The 19,177-nt window shown below is 67.6% G+C and carries 16 protein-coding genes; 13 read left to right on the top strand and 3 right to left on the bottom strand.

Annotated elements, in window-relative coordinates; translation table 11 throughout:
• Window positions 1-13: 13 nt before the first annotated feature.
• Genes Q0Q36_RS02580 through Q0Q36_RS02570 form a run of 3 tightly spaced genes read right to left on the bottom strand, consistent with a single transcriptional unit; the run spans window position 14 to window position 2,020 of the window.
• Complete coding sequence (locus Q0Q36_RS02580; protein ID WP_293795289.1) at window positions 14-940, bottom strand: ABC transporter substrate-binding protein; 927 nt, start codon at window positions 938-940, stop codon at window positions 14-16.
• A gap of 32 nt (window positions 941-972) precedes the next feature.
• On the bottom strand, window positions 973-1,356 hold the full coding sequence (locus Q0Q36_RS02575) for a cupin (RefSeq protein WP_293795288.1): 384 nt from the start codon (window positions 1,354-1,356) through the stop codon (window positions 973-975).
• A 4-nt stretch (window positions 1,357-1,360) separates the two neighbouring features.
• Window positions 1,361-2,020: a DUF2848 domain-containing protein gene (locus Q0Q36_RS02570; RefSeq protein ID WP_293795287.1), complete on the bottom strand. Its 660-nt coding sequence runs from the start codon at window positions 2,018-2,020 to the stop codon at window positions 1,361-1,363.
• 265 nt (window positions 2,021-2,285) lie between these two features.
• Between Q0Q36_RS02570 and Q0Q36_RS02565 the strand changes: the two genes are divergently transcribed.
• The 13 genes from Q0Q36_RS02565 to Q0Q36_RS02505 all read left to right on the top strand — a co-directional run bounded on the left by Q0Q36_RS02565 (window position 2,286) and on the right by Q0Q36_RS02505 (window position 19,031).
• A complete protein-coding gene (locus tag Q0Q36_RS02565; RefSeq protein WP_293795286.1) occupies window positions 2,286-3,377 on the top strand; it encodes a zinc-binding dehydrogenase in 1,092 nt (363 codons plus the stop codon).
• Window positions 3,378-3,439: 62 nt separating this feature from the next.
• Window positions 3,440-4,837, top strand: a complete 1,398-nt coding sequence (locus Q0Q36_RS02560; RefSeq protein WP_293795285.1) for an aspartate aminotransferase family protein — start codon at window positions 3,440-3,442, stop codon at window positions 4,835-4,837.
• A gap of 39 nt (window positions 4,838-4,876) precedes the next feature.
• Window positions 4,877-5,947, top strand: coding sequence for an alpha-hydroxy acid oxidase (locus Q0Q36_RS02555; RefSeq protein ID WP_293795284.1), 1,071 nt, complete (start codon window positions 4,877-4,879; stop codon window positions 5,945-5,947).
• Window positions 5,948-5,958: 11 nt separating this feature from the next.
• A complete protein-coding gene (locus tag Q0Q36_RS02550) occupies window positions 5,959-7,392 on the top strand; it encodes an NAD-dependent succinate-semialdehyde dehydrogenase (protein WP_293795283.1) in 1,434 nt (477 codons plus the stop codon).
• A gap of 22 nt (window positions 7,393-7,414) precedes the next feature.
• Window positions 7,415-9,169: a thiamine pyrophosphate-binding protein gene (locus Q0Q36_RS02545; protein ID WP_293795282.1), complete on the top strand. Its 1,755-nt coding sequence runs from the start codon at window positions 7,415-7,417 to the stop codon at window positions 9,167-9,169.
• A gap of 43 nt (window positions 9,170-9,212) precedes the next feature.
• Window positions 9,213-10,043 (top strand): ABC transporter permease, encoded by an 831-nt coding sequence (locus tag Q0Q36_RS02540; RefSeq protein ID WP_293795281.1) that lies wholly within the window; start codon window positions 9,213-9,215, stop codon window positions 10,041-10,043.
• A 2-nt stretch (window positions 10,044-10,045) separates the two neighbouring features.
• Entirely contained in the window at window positions 10,046-10,840 is a 795-nt protein-coding gene (locus Q0Q36_RS02535; RefSeq protein ID WP_293795280.1) for an ABC transporter permease, read from the top strand.
• Complete coding sequence (locus Q0Q36_RS02530; protein ID WP_293795279.1) at window positions 10,837-13,209, top strand: xanthine dehydrogenase family protein molybdopterin-binding subunit; 2,373 nt, start codon at window positions 10,837-10,839, stop codon at window positions 13,207-13,209. Before Q0Q36_RS02535 ends, Q0Q36_RS02530 begins: the two co-directional genes overlap by 4 nt.
• A 40-nt stretch (window positions 13,210-13,249) precedes the next feature.
• Complete coding sequence (locus Q0Q36_RS02525; RefSeq protein WP_293795278.1) at window positions 13,250-14,275, top strand: C-terminal binding protein; 1,026 nt, start codon at window positions 13,250-13,252, stop codon at window positions 14,273-14,275.
• Between the two features lie 59 nt (window positions 14,276-14,334).
• Window positions 14,335-15,504 (top strand): alpha-hydroxy acid oxidase, encoded by a 1,170-nt coding sequence (locus Q0Q36_RS02520; RefSeq protein ID WP_293795315.1) that lies wholly within the window; start codon window positions 14,335-14,337, stop codon window positions 15,502-15,504.
• A 47-nt stretch (window positions 15,505-15,551) separates the two neighbouring features.
• On the top strand, window positions 15,552-16,004 hold the full coding sequence (locus tag Q0Q36_RS02515) for a CoxG family protein (RefSeq protein WP_293795277.1): 453 nt from the start codon (window positions 15,552-15,554) through the stop codon (window positions 16,002-16,004).
• Between the two features lie 25 nt (window positions 16,005-16,029).
• Window positions 16,030-17,379: an amidase gene (locus Q0Q36_RS02510; protein WP_293795276.1), complete on the top strand. Its 1,350-nt coding sequence runs from the start codon at window positions 16,030-16,032 to the stop codon at window positions 17,377-17,379.
• Window positions 17,376-19,031 carry an amidohydrolase gene (locus Q0Q36_RS02505; protein WP_293795275.1) on the top strand — a complete coding sequence of 552 codons (1,656 nt, stop codon included), beginning with the start codon at window positions 17,376-17,378 and terminating at the stop codon, window positions 19,029-19,031. The genes Q0Q36_RS02510 and Q0Q36_RS02505 overlap by 4 nt, the downstream gene beginning before the upstream one ends.
• Window positions 19,032-19,177 lie beyond the last annotated feature (146 nt).

Genomic DNA, 19,177 nt, shown 5'->3' with positions numbered 1-19,177 from the left:
GGCGCGTCTCCTCTCAGCCTGCGGCGGCGATTGCCGCCAGATGCGGTGCGACGACGTCGTTATAGGCGAGGTCGCGGTCGAGCTTGCCCATGGCACGGCAGGCGCGGCTCATGCCGGCGACGAAGCCGGGCGTGATCGCGGTGTCGTAATAGGGCAGGTCGCGGCGGATCAGGTCGGTGATCAGAGCCGCCTGCGCCGGCGGGAAGAGGGCATTGCCCACGGCGGCGGAGCGCTCGACATCGGCCTTGAGCACGTCGTGAGTCCTGGCGATGGCCCGGATGATCGCCTGGGCGACTTCGGGACGCTCCTCCGACAGATCCTGCCGCACCGCGACCGAAGCCATCGTGCAGTCGAAGGCGGAAGCCGGTCCGTCGCCGCGCCTTGCATCCAGCACAACCGTGCCGAAGCCTTCGCGCACGGCGATCTCCGCCGCCATGCCGTTGGCCCAGAAGCCGTCGATCTGGCGATTCTGCAGCGCGCGGGCGGCGTTGAGGCCGAAATTGACGGATTTCTCCGGCGGCGCCGGCACGGGGCCGATGCTGATGCCGTCGCGCTCCAGATCCATGCCGGCTTCGGCCAGAAGGAAGCGCAGGCCCATCTCGACCCAGGGCGCGGCGCCGATGCGCCGCCCCTTCAGTGCACCGAGATCGCCGCGCTCGGCCTTGAAGTCGGCGTGCATGACGAGGAACCAGTACATGCCCTGCGCCTGCGCGCAGAGCAGCTTGACGCCTTCGAAGCGCGGGAAGGCCGCCAGCGCCGAATGGGCGGAGCCGGCGACGATGTCGACCGTGCCGTCGCGCAGGGCTTCATAGGCCTTGTCGACGGGAAAGATCAGCTCCAGCGAAACGTCGAGCCCATAATCCCGGAAGATGCCGAGCTCGATTGCCGCCTCCGCCGGAAAATAGGAATTCGACACCATGTCCGGCACGGCGAGCTTCATCGGCGTGGCTCCTTCTGCGGCGGATGGCCGGTTCAGTAGTAGTGGACTTCGAGCAGGATGCAGCCGTTCACCGACTTGAACGGGCCGTGATAGGCGCCCGGCGGACGCACGGCGTAGGTATAGCCGGTGAAGGACTCGCCGCCCTCGCCGTTCGCGTCGTTGCCGACGGTCAGGTCGCCTTCGAGCAGGAAGACCTCCTCGAAATATTCGTGGACGAAAGGAGCGGTCGTATAGACGCCGGGGTCGAAACGCAGCAGGCGCGTGCGGTTGCCGCGCTTGCCGGGCTCGTCCAGCCCGCCGGCAATGATCTTCTGCTTGATGCCGGATGGATAGCCGGGCGGCGTATGCCAGCCACTCTCCATGTCCAACCGGTGGAATTCGTCATGGGTCTTTTCGTAGACGACGGGTTCGCTCATCGGATCATCCCTCGATCGGCAGGCTGCGGATGGAATAGGCGGCGGTGATCGAGCGGCCGCTATGGGGATCGTGCAGCTCCATCTCGAAACGGTCGGCGGGCGCGACGCCTCCGATCGCGGCGAAAGTTCCGCAGAACATCGCCGTGCCGTCCGGCAGCGTGCTGCCGCCGTTGTAGAGCTTGATGAGTTCCGCCACGGGCCGCATCGCCCTGGCGGTGCCTTCCTGATAGAGCCGCCGCTCGCTGCCGATCACCGCATGGGAGCGGAGGATCAGGTCGTCCCAATGGTCGGCGACATCAGCGAATCGCCACAGCGTGGCCGAGACCGGCTTGGCGCACATCTGCTTCGACAGCGAGACGCCGACCGCTTCCGCCTCGCGATCCGTATGGTCCGAGCCGACGCCGACCCAGAGCTCGCCGCCGAGCGCGACGACGACCGGCTCGATCTCGCCGCTGGAGGCGCCGCCGAGCACCTCGATGGTTTCCGCGGTGGTCAGCAGCGAGGCGGCGGCACGATAGAAGATAGGCGTCGTGCGCGGACGTTTCACGCCGAGAGCCTCCAGCTCCTTGATGTGGTGTTCGACGGCTTTCTGATCGCGCCCGGTCCAGCCAGCGATGATCAGATGCTCGATGTCTGCGGGCTGGAACGGTCGTTCTATCAACACGGAAAGCCTCTCGGTCTGCCGGCTTCGGACCGGCGCTGCGCGGGCCTTTGACCAGCCCCGTTCGCATCCATGATTTTGCTTCGGGTAAAACTTGTCAAGTTTAGGTTATTAATGGAGCTAACTGGCGGCCGGCGGGAGGCGCTTCCCGCTGGCCGCGGGAGGTGGCGAAGACCGTTCCGCCAAAAGAGCATTATTTTTTTAGCTTTCATCTTGATATAAATTTTGAACGCGATATGGTCGCTGCTCATGGCGAGGGAGAGCGACCGTGAAGGCTTGGCTGACTTACGATTTCAATGACATGCGGCTCGAGGACGTGCCCGAGCCGAAGGCCGAGCCCGGCTGGGTCGTCTGCCGCACGCGGGTGCTGGAGCTGTCGGTCACCGAGGTCGCAGAGTTCAGCGGCGCGCCTGTCTCCAGCCACGAGAGCCTGAAGGCGATGCTGGCGAAGAGCCGGCCCTTGCCGCTGTTCGGCCACGAGTTCTGCGCCGAGGTCGTCGAGGTCGGCGCCGGCGTCACCAACGTCAAGCGCGGCGACCGCGTCTTCTACCATCGTGGCGTGCCCTGCGGCACCTGCAAGTACTGCCAGGCTCAGCGGCCGCAGCTCTGCCGCTCCGTCATCAATGTCGGCGAGGACACGCCCGGCTGCCTCGCCGAATATTTCCCCGTCCCGGCGCGCATGGTCGCCGCGGTGCCCAACGAGGTCACCGATGCCGAGGCCGCCGCGCTCCAGCCGCTGGTCTCGATCGTCGGCGCCACGGAAGGTATCGGGATCGAGATGGGCGACACCGTCGCCGTGATCGGGCTGGGGCCGATGGGCCTCGATTCGCTCCAGGTCGCGCGCTGCGCCGGCGCCTCGCGCGTCATCGCCATCGCTCGCCGCGATCCGGTTCTGCAGTTGGCAAAGCAGCTGGGTGCGGACGTGCTGGTCAACACGACCAGTCAGGATCCGGTCGAAGCGGTGATGGAGGCGACCAAGGGCTTCGGCTGCGACGTCGTCTTCGACTGCGCCGGCGGCGCGACGGGGCAGGGGCATGCCGGGACCCAGGCCTTCCAGCAGGGGTTGCAGATGCTGCGGCCTGAGGGGCGCATCATCGAGATCGGTCATCTGCCGGTCGGCGCGGAGGTCACCTTCGGACTGATCGAGAAGAAGGCGCTGCGAGTCGTCGGGCGCCGCTCGCCTTCGCCGAAGATGATCGACTACGCGATCCAGCTCGTCGCTTCCAAGCGCGTGCAGATCGCTCCGACGATCACGCACACCCTGCACGGGCTCGACAAGGTGCCGGAAGCTTTCGACATCCTCGCCAACAAGAGCAAGCACGGCGTGATCAACCCGCCGCAGGTCGTCGTCTGGCAATAGCCCGCAGCCGCGGCGGCATGCGGCCGCCGCGCTCTCGCACGCAGGTTTGTTGAGGAGCCGTCATGATCTCCGAAGAGCAACTCGCCGCCTTGTCCTATCCGGCGATGCCGCGCATGGTCTCGAACGAATTTCCGGGAGCCAAGGCCCGCGCCGTCATCGAGCGTGCCATGCAGTTCCAGAGCCCGACGCGCCCATCGGTGCGCGGTCGGCTCGTCATCGAGGGCGGGCGCGGCGCCGGCATCCAGGACCCCGACGGCAACATCTTCATCGACATGTCGGCGGGCGTCGCCGTTGCCAATGTCGGGCGCAGCCATCCGAAGGTGGTCGCGGCGGTCAAGGCTCAGGCCGAACGCCTTATGCACTCCGCCGGCCTCGTCAGCGAAACCACCGTGGCGCTGGCCGAGAAGATCTCGGCCTCCATGCCGGAAGGCCTGCGCGGCGAGTGCTTCACCTGGTTTGGCATGAGCGGCTCGGCCGCCAACGAGACCGCGCTGAAATACGCCAAGGCGATCACCGGACGCACCCAGATCGTGGCCTTCGAAGGCGCCTATCACGGCGTCTTCCACGGCACGCTGGCGCTGACCACCCGCGAGAATTTCCGCAAGCCCTACGGGCCGATGATGTCGGGCGTGATCCATATGCCCTATCCCGACGACTACCGGCCCTTCCTCGATCTCGAACCCGAGGCTGCCGCGGCGGCCTGCGCCAAATATCTCGATCATCGCCTCTCGACGCCCAACACCGGCGCCGACGACGTGGCCGCGGTAATCGTCGAATCCATGCAGGCCGATGGCGGCTACCTCGACCCGCCGCTCTCCTTCCTGCGGGCCGTGCGCGAGATCTGCACCCGTCGCGGCATCCTGTTGATCCTCGACGAGGTCCAGGCCGGCGGCGGGCGCACCGGCAAGATGTGGGCCTGCGAGCATGCCGGCGTCGTGCCGGACATGATGACCTGGGCCAAGGCGGTCGGCGGCGACCTGCCGCTCTCGGGCGTGACCGTGCACAAGCGCTATCAGGACAAGCTGCCGCCGGGCTCGCAGGTCATCACCGGCGCCGAAAACGCGCTCGCCAATGTCGTGGCGATGGCGAATCTCGATATCCTGCTCGACCGGGAAGACGACCTCATCGGCCGCTCCGTCGCCGTCGGCGAGGAGATGAAGCAGGAGCTGATCCGCATCGCCGGGAAGAGCAGGTTCCTCGACGGCGTGCGCGGCCGCGGCTTCTTCATCGGCGTGGAACTCGTCGCCGATAAGACGACGAAGGAGCCGCTCGACCTGAAGCGTGTCGGCGCCATCCTGCAGCGCTGCGAGCAATTGGGCGTGCGCATCATGTCCTGCGGCCGCTACGGCTCGACCATCCGCCTGATGCCGCCGCTGACCATTACCCGCGAGCATTTCCGCGAGGGGTTGAGGCTGTTCGGCCAGGCCGTTTCCGAGATCGAGAGCGAGACCGCCGGCTGAGTTGCGGCGCGGGGATCAGGCTGGGTTTGCGAGGTAGCGATGACCGAATTCACATGCAGCCAGGAAATCGTCAGCCAGGCGCGTCGCAACCTCAATCAGGAGGTCTGGGACTATCTGACCGGCGGCGCGGAATCCGAGATGACGATGCGGCGCAACCGTCATGCGCTCGACAGCTACGCCTTCCTGCCGCGCGTGCTGCGGGACGTCTCGACCATCGACCCTTCCGGCGCGCTGCTCGGCCACAAGCTGCGCATCCCGGTGATCCTGGCGCCGATCGGCTCGTTGCAGGCGATCGAGAAGGGCGGGGGCGCGAGTTCCTGTCGCGCTGCCGCGCGTTTCGGCACCATCCCGATGCTGTCTTCGATCACCGAGCCGTCGCTGGAGGAGAGCGTGGCCTCCGCCGAGGGGCCGAAGATGTTCCAGCTCTATGTCCGCGGCGACTGGGATTGGATCAAGGCAATCCTGAAGCGGGTCAAGGATGCCGGCTATGACGCACTGGCCGTCACCGTCGATTCCTCGCATTATGGCATCCGCGAGCGCCAGCTCATGAACCGCTATCTGCCGCCGAGCGTGAAGGCGCAGAAGGACCGGCATCTCCAGGCCGCAATCACCTGGGATCTCGCCAGTCGCATCCGGGACGAATGGGGCGGCCGCTTCATGCTCAAGGGCGTCGCCCATGTCGAGGATGCGGCGATGGCGGTCTCGCGCGGGGTCGACGCGATCTACGTCTCCAATCATGGCGGTCGCCAGCTCGACCACTGCATGGGCGCGCTCGACTCGCTGGTCGAGATCGCCGGCGCGGTGAAGAAGAAGGCCGAGCTCATCGTCGATGGCGGCTTCCTGCGCGGCACGGATGTGATCAAGGCGATCGCGCTGGGCGCCTCCGCGGTCGCGATCGGTCGCTTGCAGGGCTGGGCGTTGGCCGCCGGCGGCGAGGCGGCGCTGCTCCGCAGCCTCGAACTGCTCGAACGCGAGATCGTCAATGCGCTGGGCCTGCTCGGCGTGACTTCCTTCGCCGAGCTGAGCCCGGCCTATGTCCGCAAGGCCGAGGTGATCGGGCCGACCCACGAGCTCAGCACCTTCTACCACCTGCCGCAGCGGCTGGTCTGAGGATGATCGGGATGAACCAGGACTGGGCCAATCTCATCGGCGGCGACTGGGTCCGCCCGCATGGCGACCGGACGATCGCCGTCGTCAATCCGGCGACCGAAGCCGAGATCGGCCATCTGCCGCTCGCCGGCAAGGCTGAGCTCGACCGCGCATTGGAGGCTGCCGAGGCCGGCTTCAAGCTCTGGCGCAAGGTGCTGCCGCAGGAGCGCGCGCGTGTCGTGCGGAAGTTCGGCGCGCTGATGCGCGAGAATGTCGAGCTTCTGGCGGCGGCGATCACCGCCGAGCAGGGCAAGACCCTGGCGGAGGCGCGCGGCGAGGTGACGGGCGCGGCCGAGCTCGTCGAATGGCTCGCGGAGGAGGGGCGCCGGCTCTATGGCCGCATCGTGCCCTCGCGTTTCGCCGACAGCCGCATCCTGGTGACGCATGAGCCGGTCGGCGTGGTCGCGGCCTTCTCGCCCTGGAATTTTCCGTGCAGCATGGTCTCGCGCAAGATCGCCCATGCGCTCGCCGCCGGCTGCTCGGTCATCGTCAAGCCGGCGGAGGAGACGCCGACCGCCGCGATCATCCTCGGCCGCCTCTGCACCGAGGCCGGCGTGCCGCCCGGCGTCGTCAACATCGTCTATGGCGACCCGGCCGAGGTCTCCGCCCATCTGATCGGCAGCCCGATCGTGCAGAAGATTTCGCTGACCGGCTCCGTCGGCGTCGGCAAGCATCTGGCGGCGCTCGCCGCACGCGACCTGAAGAAGATCACGCTCGAGCTCGGCGGTCATTCGCCGACCGTGGTGTTCGACGATGCCGACGTGGCGCTGGCGGCGAAGCAATGCGTCGGCTCGCGCTTCCGCAATGCGGGGCAGGTCTGCACCGCGCCGACGCGCTTCTATGTGCAATCCGGCGCCGTCGAGCGCTTCACGAAGCATTTCGTCGATGCGGCCAAGGCGATCAAGGTTGGCGACGGCGCCGAGCCGGGCAGCCAGATGGGGCCGCTCTCGAACCGCCGCCGGCTCGAGGCCATGGAGGAATTCGTCGCCGACGCGAAGGCGCGCGGCGCGCAGGTGCTGGCCGGTGGCGAGCGCCTCGGCAATCGCGGCTTCTTCTTCGCGCCCACCGTCTTCGCCGATGCGCCGGTCGACAGCATGGTGATGACCCGCGAGCCCTTTGGCCCGCTGGCGCCGATCCGCCCCTTCGACACGGTCGACGAGGTGCTGGAACAGGCGAACAGCCTGCCCTACGGGCTCGCGGCCTATGCCTTCACCGGCTCGCACAAGACGGCGGCGGCGATGTCCGAAGGGCTGAGGGCCGGCGTCGTCGCCATCAACGGCGTCACCGTCACGGCGCCCGAGGCACCCTTCGGCGGCGTCGGCGACAGCGGCATCGGCCGCGAGGCCGGGATCGAGGGTCTCGCCGAATACACCCATCTCAAGACCGTTACCGAGACCTTCCTCTGACCTTTTCGCCCAGGGCCGCGCCATGAACCCGGACATTCCCGCAAAGAGCGCCGAGACCAGGATGTCCTGGGGCAGCGATGCCGCCGCCGAGATGCTGCGCCAGCTCGGCATCGACTATGTCTGCGTCAACCCAGGCTCCAGCTTCCGCGGCCTGCACGACAGTCTCGTCAACTATCTCGGCAACGAGAACCCGCAGATGCTGCTCGCGCTGCACGAGGGCAGCGTCGTCTCGATCGCCCATGGCTATGCCAAGGCGAGCGGGCGCGCCATGGCCGTGGTGCTCCACAGCAATGTCGGGCTGATGAACGGCATGATGGGCATTTTCAACGCCTGGTGCGACCGCGTGCCGATCCTGATGCTGGGCGCGACGGGTGCCGTCGACACCCATGTCAGGCGCAACTGGATCGACTGGATGCACACCGCCCGCGACCAGGGCGGGATGGTGCGCCATTTCGTGAAATGGGACGACCAGCCCCATTCGCCGGCCGCGACCATCGAGGCAATCGGCCGTGCCTATATGATGGCGCGCACCGCGCCCTGCGGGCCGTCCTATGTCATCCTCGACCGGCGGCTGCAGGAGGATGCGCTGACGGCACCCGTGGTGCTGCCGCCCGCCACGCTGTTCGAGCCACCGGCGCGAATCGTGCCTGATCGCGGGACGGTCGCGGGCGCGGCGAAGCTCCTCGGCGAGGCGAAAGCGCCGGTCATCCTGATGGGCCGCGTCTCGCGCAGCCAGGCGGATTGGGACAATCGCGTGAAGCTGGCCGAGCTGCTCGGCGCCCGCGTCATCACCGATCTGCGCACGGGCGCCTCCTTCCCGACCGAGCACCCCCTGCACGGCGCGCCGCCGGACCTGTTCCTGACGGGCGTCAACCGCAAGCTGCTCGCCGATGCGGATGTCGTGCTCAGCCTCGACTGGACCGATGTCGCCGACGTCATGCGCGTCGGTGCCGAGGAGGCCGGGCCGCGCAGGCTCATTCACGTCTCGGTCGATCATTACGTGCATAACGGCTGGAGCGGTGATCACCAGCGCTACAGCGGCGCGGATATCCATCTCGCGGTCGAACCCGATGCGGTGCTCGAGCCTCTGGTCGCGGCGCTGGAGGAACGCGGCGCCTTGAAGCCGGCGCTTCCGGCGGCGCCGAAACCTGCAGCAGGGCCGGTGGCGAAGGGCCTGCCGACGCTCGCCGATATCGGTGCGGCCTTGTGCGCGGTGAAGGGCAAGCGCGAGCTCTGCCTCGCCCGCGTGCCGCTCAACTGGCCGGCAGGGGCTTATCCCTTCCGCGATCCGCTCGATTATCTCGGCTATGACGGCGGCGGCGGAGTCGGCTCCGGCCCGGGCATGGCGGTTGGCGCAGCGCTTGCTCTGAAGGGCAGCGGACGGTTGACGATCGGGATGATGGGCGACGGCGAGTTCCTCGGCGCTCCCTCCGCGCTCTGGACCGCCGCGCATTACCAGATCCCGGTGCTCCTCGTGATCGCCAACAACCGCAGCTACTACACCGATGAGATCCAGCAGGAGGCGGTGGCCCAGCATCGCAGCCGCCCGCCTGAGAACAAGTGGATCGGCCAGCGCATCGACGACCCGGCGATCGACATCCCGGGGCTGGCCCGCGACTTCGGCGTGGAGTCCGAACCGCAGGTCACCGATCCCGCGCTGATCGCGGCGGCGCTGGAGCGAGGGCTGGCCGCCGTCGAGGCGGGCCGACCCTATCTGATCGACATTCGGATCGATTCCACCCGCGGATCGAGCCTGGACTGGCTGAACCACCACTGACGAGGCATTGCGGCCCGGGCCGCGACAGCAGAAGGAGCGCGACATGGCCCTGGCTCCCGCCGATACGGGTAGCGAAACGACGACCCAGATCGATCGAGCCGGCGTCCTCTCCGGGCGCAGGTTCGCAGCTTCGCTGGGACTCGACGCGGCGACCCTCTTCGGCCTCGCCACGGTTGTCTCTTTGCTCGTCCTGATCGAGATCCTCGTCAGGACCGGGGCGATATCGAGCCTGATCATCGCGCTGCCCAGCGAAGCGATCGGCGCGATCTTCCATGGCGAGACATTCCTGAAGCTCGTGCAGGCCACGAAGCTGACCTTCGGCATGGTGCTCGCGGCCATGGTCGCCGAGGTGGTGATCGCGATCCCCGCCGGCTACCTGCTCTATCGCTACAAGGCTTTCGGCAAGGCCTATGAAGGCTGGCTCGCCTCGCTCTTCGCGGCGCCGATCTTCCTGCTCTACCCGCTCTTCATGGTTATCTTCGGCCGCAACAATTTCACGCTGATCTTCATGGGGATGGCGGCCGGCATCATTCCGATCATCGTCCATGTCCGGCTCGCCTTCACGTCGATCCCGCCGACGCTGATCAAGGTCGGCCGCAGCTTCCACATGAGCGAGAGCACGATCTTCTGGAAGATCATGGTACCGGCCGGTGCCAAGACGATCTTCACCGGCATCCGGCTCGGGCTGATCTACACGCTGATCAACATCATCGCGATCGAGTACCTCGTCGATGCCGGCGGACTCGGGCGGATGGTGTCCGACAGCTATTTCCGCTTCGACATCACCGGCACCTATACGGCGATCATCGCGGTGACGCTGGTGAGCGTCGTCTTCAACATCATCGTCAATCGCATCGAAAAGCTGGTGAGGTAGGGATGAGCGACGTCGCATCGCCCGCTGCCGAGGCCAAGGGGCCGTCCGTCGCGGCCATCAAGATCGCGACGATCGCGGTCCTGCTGGTCGTCTGGCAGCTCATCGCCGTCTCGGGGCTGCTCTACAAGGGACTGGTCCCGCCGCCGCTGGCCGTGGCCGGCGCGCTCGTGACCGAGCTTATCGGCACGACGCTCTGGCGCGATCTCGGTATCACGCTGTTCACTTCCTTCTCGGGCTTCGTGATCGGTTCGCTGATCGCGCTTCTGGTCGGCATCTGGCTCGGTTCCAGTACTTTCTTTCGCCGCGCCTTCGAGCCCTACATCCTGGCGCTCGCCGGTACGCCGAAGATCATCTTCCTGCCGATCCTGTTCCTGGTCTTCGGCCTCGGCTTCGAGTCGAAGATCGCCAAATCGGCGATGTCGGCCTTCTTCCCGGTCGTGTTCAGCACGATCGGCGGCTATCTCCAGATCAGGCTCATCCTGCTGCGCGTCGGCGACAGCTTCCACCTGCGCTGGGCGCAGAAGGTGCGGATGATCTACCTGCCGGCGATGCTGCCCTCGCTGCTGGTCGGTCTGCGCCTCGGGCTCGCCATGTCTATCATCGGCGTGCTCTCGGCCGAGATCGCCTATTCCGACGCCGGACTCGGCTATCGGCTGATGCGCTACTCGGACCAGTTCCAGATCCCGAGCATGTACGCGACGATCATCGTCATCTTCGCGCTCGCCTCACTGGTGAATGCCGGCTTCAACCATTTCCAGCGCAGCCGGCTGCGCTATCTCGAGCGGCCCGGCGAATGAACGTCCGGGCTGCAGCGGCGGAGAGCGTCGGGGGGGCTGGCATCGGGAAGTCGGTGCGGCGCGTGGAGGACGAGCGCTTCATCCAGGGGCGCGGTCGCTATACCGACGACATCGCAGCGATCTCCGGCAACACCGCGCATCTGTTCCTGCTACGCTCGCCGCATGCGGCAGCGCGTATCGTCTCGATCGACGCGGTCGCCGCCCGGCAGGCGGAAGGCGTGCTCGCGGTCATCACCGCCGCCGAGATGGAGGCCGAACGCTTCGCCTGCTTCCCGACCCGGGTGAAGCGTCAGCTCGCCGACGGCTCCCCCGCCCTCGAGCCGGCATATTTCCCGCTTGCGCGCGATCAGGCGCGGCATGTCGGCGAAGGTGTCGTCGCGATCGTGGCGGAGACCCTGAACCAGGCGCGCGACGCTGCTGAACTCATCGATATCCACTACGAACCGCTCGACGCGGTCGCGGATACGGCGCGCGCGGCGCAAGCCGACGCGCCGAAGGTCTGGGAGGAGTTTCCGGACAATATCTGCTTCGACTTCCGCGCCGGCGATGCGCTGCGGACCGAAGCCTTGTTCGCTCGGGCCGCGCATGTCGTGTCCGAGTGCATCGTGATCAGCCGTGTCGGCACCAATTCGCTCGAGCCGCGCGCCGCGCTCGGTGAATATGATCCCCGGTCGGGCCGCTACACGCTCCATGCCGGCCTGCAGTCGCCGCACATGATCCGCGGCGAGCTCGCCACGATCTTCGGGATCGCGCCGGGTCGGATCCGCGTCGTGGCTCCCGATGTCGGCGGCGCTTTCGGCATGAAAGGCAGCCTGCATCCCGAACTGGTCCTCGTGCTCTGGGCGGCGCGGCTGACCGGTCGCTCGGTCCGGCACACCGCCGACCGTTCCGAGAGCTTCATGTCGGACCATCAGGCGCGCGACAACGTCTCCGAGGTCTCGCTCGCACTGGACGATGACGGCCGCTTTCTGGCGCTGCGGGTCGAGACGCTGGCGAATATCGGTGCCTATGTCGCCTCCAACGGCCTGCACGCGCCGACGAACAATGTCGGCGGGCTCGCCGGCGTCTACACCACGCAGGCTTTCGACGTGAAGGTCCGTGGCGTCTTCAGCAACACAGTGCCGACCTGCCCGTTCCGAGGCGCCGGGCGGCCCGAGGCCTCGTTCTGCATCGAGACGATCATCGACAAGGCGGCGCGCCAGCTCAACCTCGACCGTGCCGAAATCCGGCGGCGCAACATGATCCCCCCGGGGGCGATGCCGTACCGGACGCCGCTGGTCTTCACCTATGACAGCGGCGAATTCGAAGCGGTCATGGACAAGTGCCTGAAGGCGGCAGATTGGAAGGGCTTCGAAAAGCGGCGCCGCGAAGCCGGGAAGCGCGGCAGGCTGCGCGGCATCGGCATCGCCTGCGTGATCGAGATCGCCGGCGGACCGCCCGACCGACCCTTCGAGGAATATGCCGAGATTCGCTTCGATCCCACCGGCGACATGACCATCTTCGCCGGCAGCCATTCGCAAGGACAGGGTCACGAGACGACCTATCACCAGATGGCTGCCGAGCTGCTCGGCGCTCCCAGTGCGCATGTCCGCGTCGTGTTCGGCGACACCGATGCCGTCGCCCACGGGCGCGGCACCTTCGGCTCGCGGACGATGATGGCCTTCGGTGCCGCCTTCGTCCGCGCCAGCGAGCGCATCGTCGAGAAGGCGAAGCCGCTCGCGGGCCATCTGCTCGAGACGGCCGGCGAGGACATCCTGTTCGAGCGCGGCCGCTTTGTCGTCGCCGGGACGGACCGTTCGGTTTCGCTGCGGGATGTCGCCAGGGCCTCCTTCCAGTTGCGGACGCTGCCCGCCGGCTTCGAGACGGGCCTGCAGGCTTCGGCGAGCGTCGCGCTCGACAAGTCGACCTTCCCCAATGGCTGCCATATCTGCGAGGTCGAGATCGATCCCGGGACGGGCCAGCGGGACATCGTCGCCTATCATGTCGTCGACGATGTCGGGACGGTGGTCAACCCGCTGCTGCTGAAGGGCCAGATCCATGGCGGCGTCGCTCAGGGCGCCGGTCAGATCCTCGACGAGTTCATCGCCTTCGATGCCGACGCCCAGGTGCTGAGCGGTTCCTTCATGGATTACGGCATGCCGCGCGCGACCGACCTGCCGGCGATCGGGGTCGAGAGCCATCCCGTGCCGACGACGACGAACCCGCTCGGCGTCAAGGGCGCGGGCGAGGCGGGAACCGTCGGGGCGCTGCCGGCGGTGATGAGCGCGATCCGCGACGCTCTCGCGCCGCTCGGAATCAAGGAGTTCGCGATGCCGGCAACGCCGCTGAGGCTCTGGCGCGCCATCCGGGACGCGCAAGCCGGTCCCTGAACGAGACGCCGAAGCGGCACCGCGATCCGCTGGGGGAAGGATGATGATGCCGAATGTACTCTATCCAGAATTGCTCGACCCGGACACGCGGCTCGAGCAGGCCGTGCTCGCCGGCCACTGCTCGGTGACGTTCCGCGACGTGCCCGAGCTGTCGGATCTCGCCGAGGCGGATTGCCGCGAGGCGGACGGCCTCCTCGTTTTCCGCCACCATGTGCGGGAGGCGGATTTCGCCCGCTTCCCCAAACTCAAGGTGCTGGTGCGCATCGGCGTCGGCTTCGACCGTATCGCGATGAAGACCGCGGCCGCCCGCGACGTCCTGGTCTGCAACGTGCCCGATTACGGGACGACCGAGATCGCCGATCACGCCATGGGCCTCGTCCTGGCCCTGCGTCGCGGCCTGTTGCTTCATCACGATCTTCAGCGTGGCAGGGAGCCCGCGCCCTGGTTGATGATCGATACGCCGCTGATCGATCGGTCCGGCGCACAGACCTTCGGCATCGTCGGTCTCGGCCGGATCGGGACGGCCGTCGCGCTGCGAGCCAAGGCATTCGGCTTCCGCGTCGTCTTCTACGATCCTTATGTGCCGAACGGCACGGAACTCGCCATCGGCGTCGAGCGGGTGCGGTCGCTGCCCGAATTGCTAGCGGTCTCGAACGTGCTGTCGCTGAACTGCCTGCTCTCCGACGAGACGCGCGGCATGATCGGCGCGGGGGAACTGCGGCAGCTGCCGGCGGGAGCCGTTATCATCAACACCGCCCGCGGCGCGCTGATCGACATCGACGCGCTCGGCGAGGCGATGAAGGACGGCCATATCGCTGGGGCCGGGCTCGACGTGGTGCCGGTCGAGCCGCCGGCCGAGCCGCTGCCCGTATTGCTCGCGGCTTATCGCAATCATGACGCGTGGCTGACAGGGCGGCTGATCGTGACCCCGCATGTCGCCTACTACTCGCCGCAGGCCAACCGGGACATTCGCGTCAAGGCGGCCGAGACGATGGTCGCGGCCCTTCAGGGACGGCCGCAGAACATCGTGCTGCCGTCGAGCCGCTTCGCGGGCCCGGCGCCGTGAGGGCGGCGCCTATATCCGGAGAGGCGCGCATCGTCGCCGCACCGCGGCCGCTGGACGAGATACCGCGCAACCTCGCATCCTTCCTCTGCCTGGACGATTTCCAGGCCGCCGCGCGGCGAAGGCTGCCGCGGCAGATCTACGGCTACTATGCCGGCGCCGCCGAGACGGGCCAGTCCTTCGAGGCGAATCGCGAGAGCTTCCGCAGTTACGAGCTGGTGCCGCGCGTCCTCGCCGACGTCTCGACTCGCACCACGCGGACCGAGCTGTTCGGGCAGCATTACGACGCGCCCTTCGGCATCGCGCCGATGGGGCTGTCGGGGCTCGCCACCTTCGACGGCGAGATCGCGCTCGCGCGTGCAGCCGAGCGGGAGCGCATCCCCTCGATCGTCAGCGCGACCTCGCTCACCCGGCTCGAGCGCATCGCGCAGGAGGGCGGGGCGCGCTGGTTCCAGGCCTATCTTCCCGGCGAGGACGAGCGCATCGCGGCGATGGTGGAGCGCGTCGCGGCAGCCGGCTACGATACCTTCGTCCTGACGGTCGACGTGCCCGTCGCTGCCAATCGCGAGAACAATGTCCGCACCGGCTTCAGCATACCGCTGCGTCCTTCGCTTCGCCTCGCCTGGGACGGGGCTATCCGCCCGCGCTGGTTGCTCGACACCTGGTTCGCCAGCTTCCTGCGCAAAGGCATCCCGCATTTCGAGAATATGGACGCCTTCCGCGGCCCGCCGATCCTCTCGCGCAACGTGGTGCGCGCTATCGGCGCGCGCGATCAACTGGCCTGGCGCCATCTGGAACTGATCCGTCGTCTCTGGATGGGCCGGCTGGTGGTGAAAGGCGTGCTCAGCGCGCAGGATGCGGTGCTGGCGCGCGAGGCCGGCGCCGACGGCGTGATCGTCTCGAACCATGGCGGGCGCCAGCTCGACGGCGCGCGGCCGGCGCTCGCGGCACTCCCGGCGATAGCCGATGTCGCGGGGCCGATGAGCGTGATGATCGACGGCGGCATCCGGCGTGGGTCCGACGTGCTGAAGGCGCTCGCGCTCGGGGCGGATTTTGTTTTTCTCGGCCGGCCTTTCCTGTTCGCCGCGGCAGCGCGCGGCGAAGCCGGCGTCGGCCATGCCATCCGGCTGCTGAAGGTCGAGATCGACCGCAACATGGCTTTGCTCGGCGTAACGGATCTCGCCACGATCGGGCCGGAGCATATCGAACCGGCCCTGTGGCGCCGCTTTTGAGGGAGCGGCCCGGCTGGGGCCAAATTGCGCAGCGAGGAGATGACATCATGGCGATGACGATGAGCGGCGAGGCGACCTTGCCGGCGAGCAAGGAGGTCGTCTGGGCGAAGCTCAACGATCCCGATGTGCTGAAGGCCTGCATCCCGGGCTGCGATCAACTCGCCAAGGACGACGAAACCCATCTCTCGGCGGTGGTGAAGGTCAAGCTGGGCCCGGTGAAGGCTACCTTCAAGGGCAAGGTCGAGCTGACCGATCTCGATCCGCCGAACGGCTACCGCATCCAGGGCGAAGGCGAGGGTGGCATCGCCGGCTTCGCCAAGGGCGGCGCGCGGGTGGCGCTGAGCGATGCCGGGGGCGGGCAGACGCTGCTGCGCTACGATGTCGAGGCCCAGGTCGGCGGCAAGCTGATGCAGCTGGGATCGCGGCTGATCGATTCGGTCTCGAAGAAGCTCGCCGACGAGTTCTTCGCCAATTTCGCCAAGGCGGTCAGCGAAGGCTGAGCCCGGCCGCAAAGGAGACTGTCGGATGAACCATCGCTTGCAAGATCTGGGTCGGCTCCTGCGCTCTGGCGAAGCCAGCGCCGAGGCCTTGGTCGACGAGGCGCTCGCTGCGGCCGCGGCACCGGAAGGCGAGGGCAGCCGCGTTTTTACGAGCCTCTACAGCGAGAAGGCGCGGGCTATGGCGCGCGCCTCCGACACGTTGCGCAAGGCCGGCGTCGTCCGTTCCCCGCTCGAGGGCATTCCGGTCTCGATCAAGGACCTGTTCGACGTGGCCGGCGAGACCACTCGCGCCGGGAGCGTCGCGCTGGAGGATGCACCGGCGGCGGCCACAGATGCCATGATCGTCAGCAGGCTGATCGCGGCCGGGGCCGTCCTCGTCGGCCGCACGAACATGACCGAATTCGCCTTTTCCGGCCTCGGGCTCAACCCGCATTACGGCACGCCGCTCAATCCTTACGACCGTGCGAGCCGGCGTATTCCGGGCGGTTCGTCTTCGGGCGCCGCCATTTCGGTCACGGACGGCATGACCGCAGCGGCGATCGGAACCGACACCGGCGGCTCGGTGCGTATTCCCGCCGCGCTCTGCGGCCTCGTCGGCTTCAAGCCGACGGCGGCCCGCGTACCGCAGGAAGGGACACTGCCGCTTTCCAGGAGTCTCGATTCGATCGGTCCGATCGCGCGCAGCGTCGCCTGCTGCGCGCTGCTCGACTCGGTTCTCGCCGGCACTGACTTCGATCTGCCGGAGGCGCTGCCGCTGGCGGGACTGGGCCTTGCCGTGCCGACGACTCTCGCCCTCGATGGGCTTGATGCCAGCGTTGCGGCGGCGTTCCGCAATGCGTTGGATCGGCTTTCGCAGGCTGGCGTGCGGATCTCGGAACTGGCCGTGCCGGAATTCGCCGCTCTCGCGGCGATCAATGCCAAGGGCGGCTTTGCGGCCGCGGAAGCCTGGCATTGGCACCAGGCCCTCGTCGAAAGGGCCGGCAGCCGCTACGATCCCCGCGTACTGATGCGCATCCGCCGCGGCGCGGACATCACCGCCGCGGATTACCAGGATCTTCTCGCAGCCCGCGCCGCCTGGATCGCCGCGGTGGAGAAGCGGCTCGAACCTTTCGACGCCCTGGCGATGCCCACCGTCCCGGTCGTGGCTCCGAAGATCGCCGATCTCGAAGACGACTCCGCCTTCGGCGCGACCAATCTGCTCATCCTGCGCAATCCCACTCTGATCAATTTTCTCGATGGCTGTGCGCTGTCGATCCCCTGTCATGCGGCCGGGGAGGCGCCGGTCGGCTTGATGCTGGCTGGCAAGGGAGGGAGCGACCGGCGCATCCTCGCGCTCGGCCTGGCCATCGAGGCCGCGCTGGAGGCGGCAGCATGAAAGCCGACGGGGCTGCCGGCGTCGACCTGATCGTCCGCAATGCGCGGATCTTCACAGTCGATACGGAAAGACCCTGGGCGACCGCGCTGGCGGTCCATGATGGACGCTTTTCCTTTGTCGGTGACGATGAGGGGCTTTCGGCTCACCGCGGGTCTGCGACCGAAATCCTCGACGCCGGCGGCGCGCTGGTCGTCCCCGGCCTGATCGATAGCCATACCCATGCCTATGAAGGTGGCCGCGCCGCGCTCGCGGCGGTGCGCCTTTCGGCCGACGACGATCTCGACAGCCTGATCGCGGCAGCCGCCGCCGCGGCGGATGCCGCGCCGCCCGGCGAATGGCTGACCGGCGCGGGCTGGAGCGTGGGCCGCCTCCTCGGTACCGTCGGCGAGCCGGAGGCGCTGCGTCGTTTCGACGATGCGACGGGCGGACGGCCCGCGGCCCTGCGGGACAGCAGCCATCACGCGGTCTTCGCCAACACCACGGCGATGGAGCGGGCTGGCCTCGGCCGCGACACGCCTGCTCCTCCGCATGGCAGCGTTCTGCGCCATGGCGACGGGGCCCTTTCCGGCCTCTTTCTGGAAACCGCCTGTGCCCTGATCGACCGCGCGATGCCGCCGCCCGCGCCGGCCGAGCGCGAAGGCTACGCCCGCCATGCCGTGTCGCTCTATAACGGCTTCGGCGTCACCGGTTTCGTTCATGCCGCGACCTCGGAAGCGACCATGGCGACATTCGCCGCGCTCGATCGGCGCGGCGAACTCAGCGCCTGGGTGGCGACCTGCATCGCCACCGACACGCTGCTGACGCCGGAACGCGACGGGGTCGGCGAGGCGGTGATCGCGCGCCGCGCCGCTCACCGCACCGGGCATGTCGGGGTGGACTTCGCCAAGTACTTCCTCGACGGCGTGCCGGGCTCGCGGACGGCCTCCTTCATCGCGCCTTATCTGGATGGCCCGTCCGAGCCGGTTCCGCCCTTCTTTTCAGTGGAGGAGCTGGCCGGCCTGATCGCACCGCTCGATGCGGCCGGGATTCACGTCAAGCTCCATGCCGTCGGCGATTGGGCCATCCGCACGGCGCTCGATGCGATCGCCCTGGTCCGCGAGCGCAACGGCTCGGATGGCCCGGCCCACTCCATCGCCCATGCCAGCTACATCGCCGCGTCGGACATTCCGCGGCTCGCAACCCTGGATGTCGTCGCCGATTTCTGCCCACCGCTCTGGTTCCCCAACCCGATCCTGCAAGCCAATGCTCGGCTGCTGGGCGAGGCGCGTTCGCAAACAGCCTGGCCGATCAGCGACATCGTGCGATCCGGGGCGCTTGCGGTCGCAGGCACAGACTGGCCGATCGTCCCTTCGCCCAACCCTTGGCCGGGAATCGCGGCCTTGGTGACGCGGCGGCACCCCGCGGGGACGGCGGAAGCAGCTTTTCGGCCGGAACAGGCGCTGTCGGTCGCGCAGGCGCTTACCCTTTGCACGCTTAACGTCGCGAAAATGATGGGAATCTCCGAGAGGACGGGCTCGATCCGCGCCGGAAAATCCGGCGACTTCGCCATGCTCGATCGCGATCTCTTCACGATCGATCCGACCGAGATCGCCGGCACGCGCGCTGTCAGAACCTATTTCGCCGGTCGCCTCGTCCATTGCGGCCAAGGCTGATCCGGCGACTGGCGTCCTTTCGGAAAATGCGCTTGACAACGTTCGGGCTCAGGCAAAATCTCTACAGAATTTACATTTAGTGGAAATTGAATTCGCCGCCGAACGAATCTTGGGGAATGGCGGGGTGGCGAATGCTTCGCGGTCGC

The organism is uncultured Allobosea sp. (genome assembly GCF_945957345.1).
GTDB lineage: Bacteria > Pseudomonadota > Alphaproteobacteria > Rhizobiales > Beijerinckiaceae > Allobosea.
The sequence above is the reverse complement of the archived record's forward strand: the minus strand, read 5'-3'. Positions and strand labels throughout refer to the sequence as shown.

Bases quoted from the DNA above. Each gene is read 5' to 3' on its own strand.
- Q0Q36_RS02540 (WP_293795281.1), top strand. From the start codon at position 9,213: ATGGCCCTGGCTCCCGCCGATACGGGTAGCGAAACGACGACCCAGATC.
- Q0Q36_RS02550 (WP_293795283.1), top strand. From the start codon at position 5,959: ATGAACCAGGACTGGGCCAATCTCATCGGCGGCGACTGGGTCCGCCCG.
- Q0Q36_RS02510 (WP_293795276.1), top strand. From the start codon at position 16,030: ATGAACCATCGCTTGCAAGATCTGGGTCGGCTCCTGCGCTCTGGCGAA.
- Q0Q36_RS02525 (WP_293795278.1), top strand. From the start codon at position 13,250: ATGATGATGCCGAATGTACTCTATCCAGAATTGCTCGACCCGGACACG.
- Q0Q36_RS02530 (WP_293795279.1), top strand. From the start codon at position 10,837: ATGAACGTCCGGGCTGCAGCGGCGGAGAGCGTCGGGGGGGCTGGCATC.
- Q0Q36_RS02515 (WP_293795277.1), top strand. From the start codon at position 15,552: ATGGCGATGACGATGAGCGGCGAGGCGACCTTGCCGGCGAGCAAGGAG.
- Q0Q36_RS02560 (WP_293795285.1), top strand. From the start codon at position 3,440: ATGATCTCCGAAGAGCAACTCGCCGCCTTGTCCTATCCGGCGATGCCG.
- Q0Q36_RS02535 (WP_293795280.1), top strand. From the start codon at position 10,046: ATGAGCGACGTCGCATCGCCCGCTGCCGAGGCCAAGGGGCCGTCCGTC.
- Q0Q36_RS02545 (WP_293795282.1), top strand. From the start codon at position 7,415: ATGAACCCGGACATTCCCGCAAAGAGCGCCGAGACCAGGATGTCCTGG.
- Q0Q36_RS02580 (WP_293795289.1), bottom strand. From the start codon at position 940: ATGAAGCTCGCCGTGCCGGACATGGTGTCGAATTCCTATTTTCCGGCG.
- Q0Q36_RS02555 (WP_293795284.1), top strand. From the start codon at position 4,877: ATGACCGAATTCACATGCAGCCAGGAAATCGTCAGCCAGGCGCGTCGC.
- Q0Q36_RS02575 (WP_293795288.1), bottom strand. From the start codon at position 1,356: ATGAGCGAACCCGTCGTCTACGAAAAGACCCATGACGAATTCCACCGG.
- Q0Q36_RS02505 (WP_293795275.1), top strand. From the start codon at position 17,376: ATGAAAGCCGACGGGGCTGCCGGCGTCGACCTGATCGTCCGCAATGCG.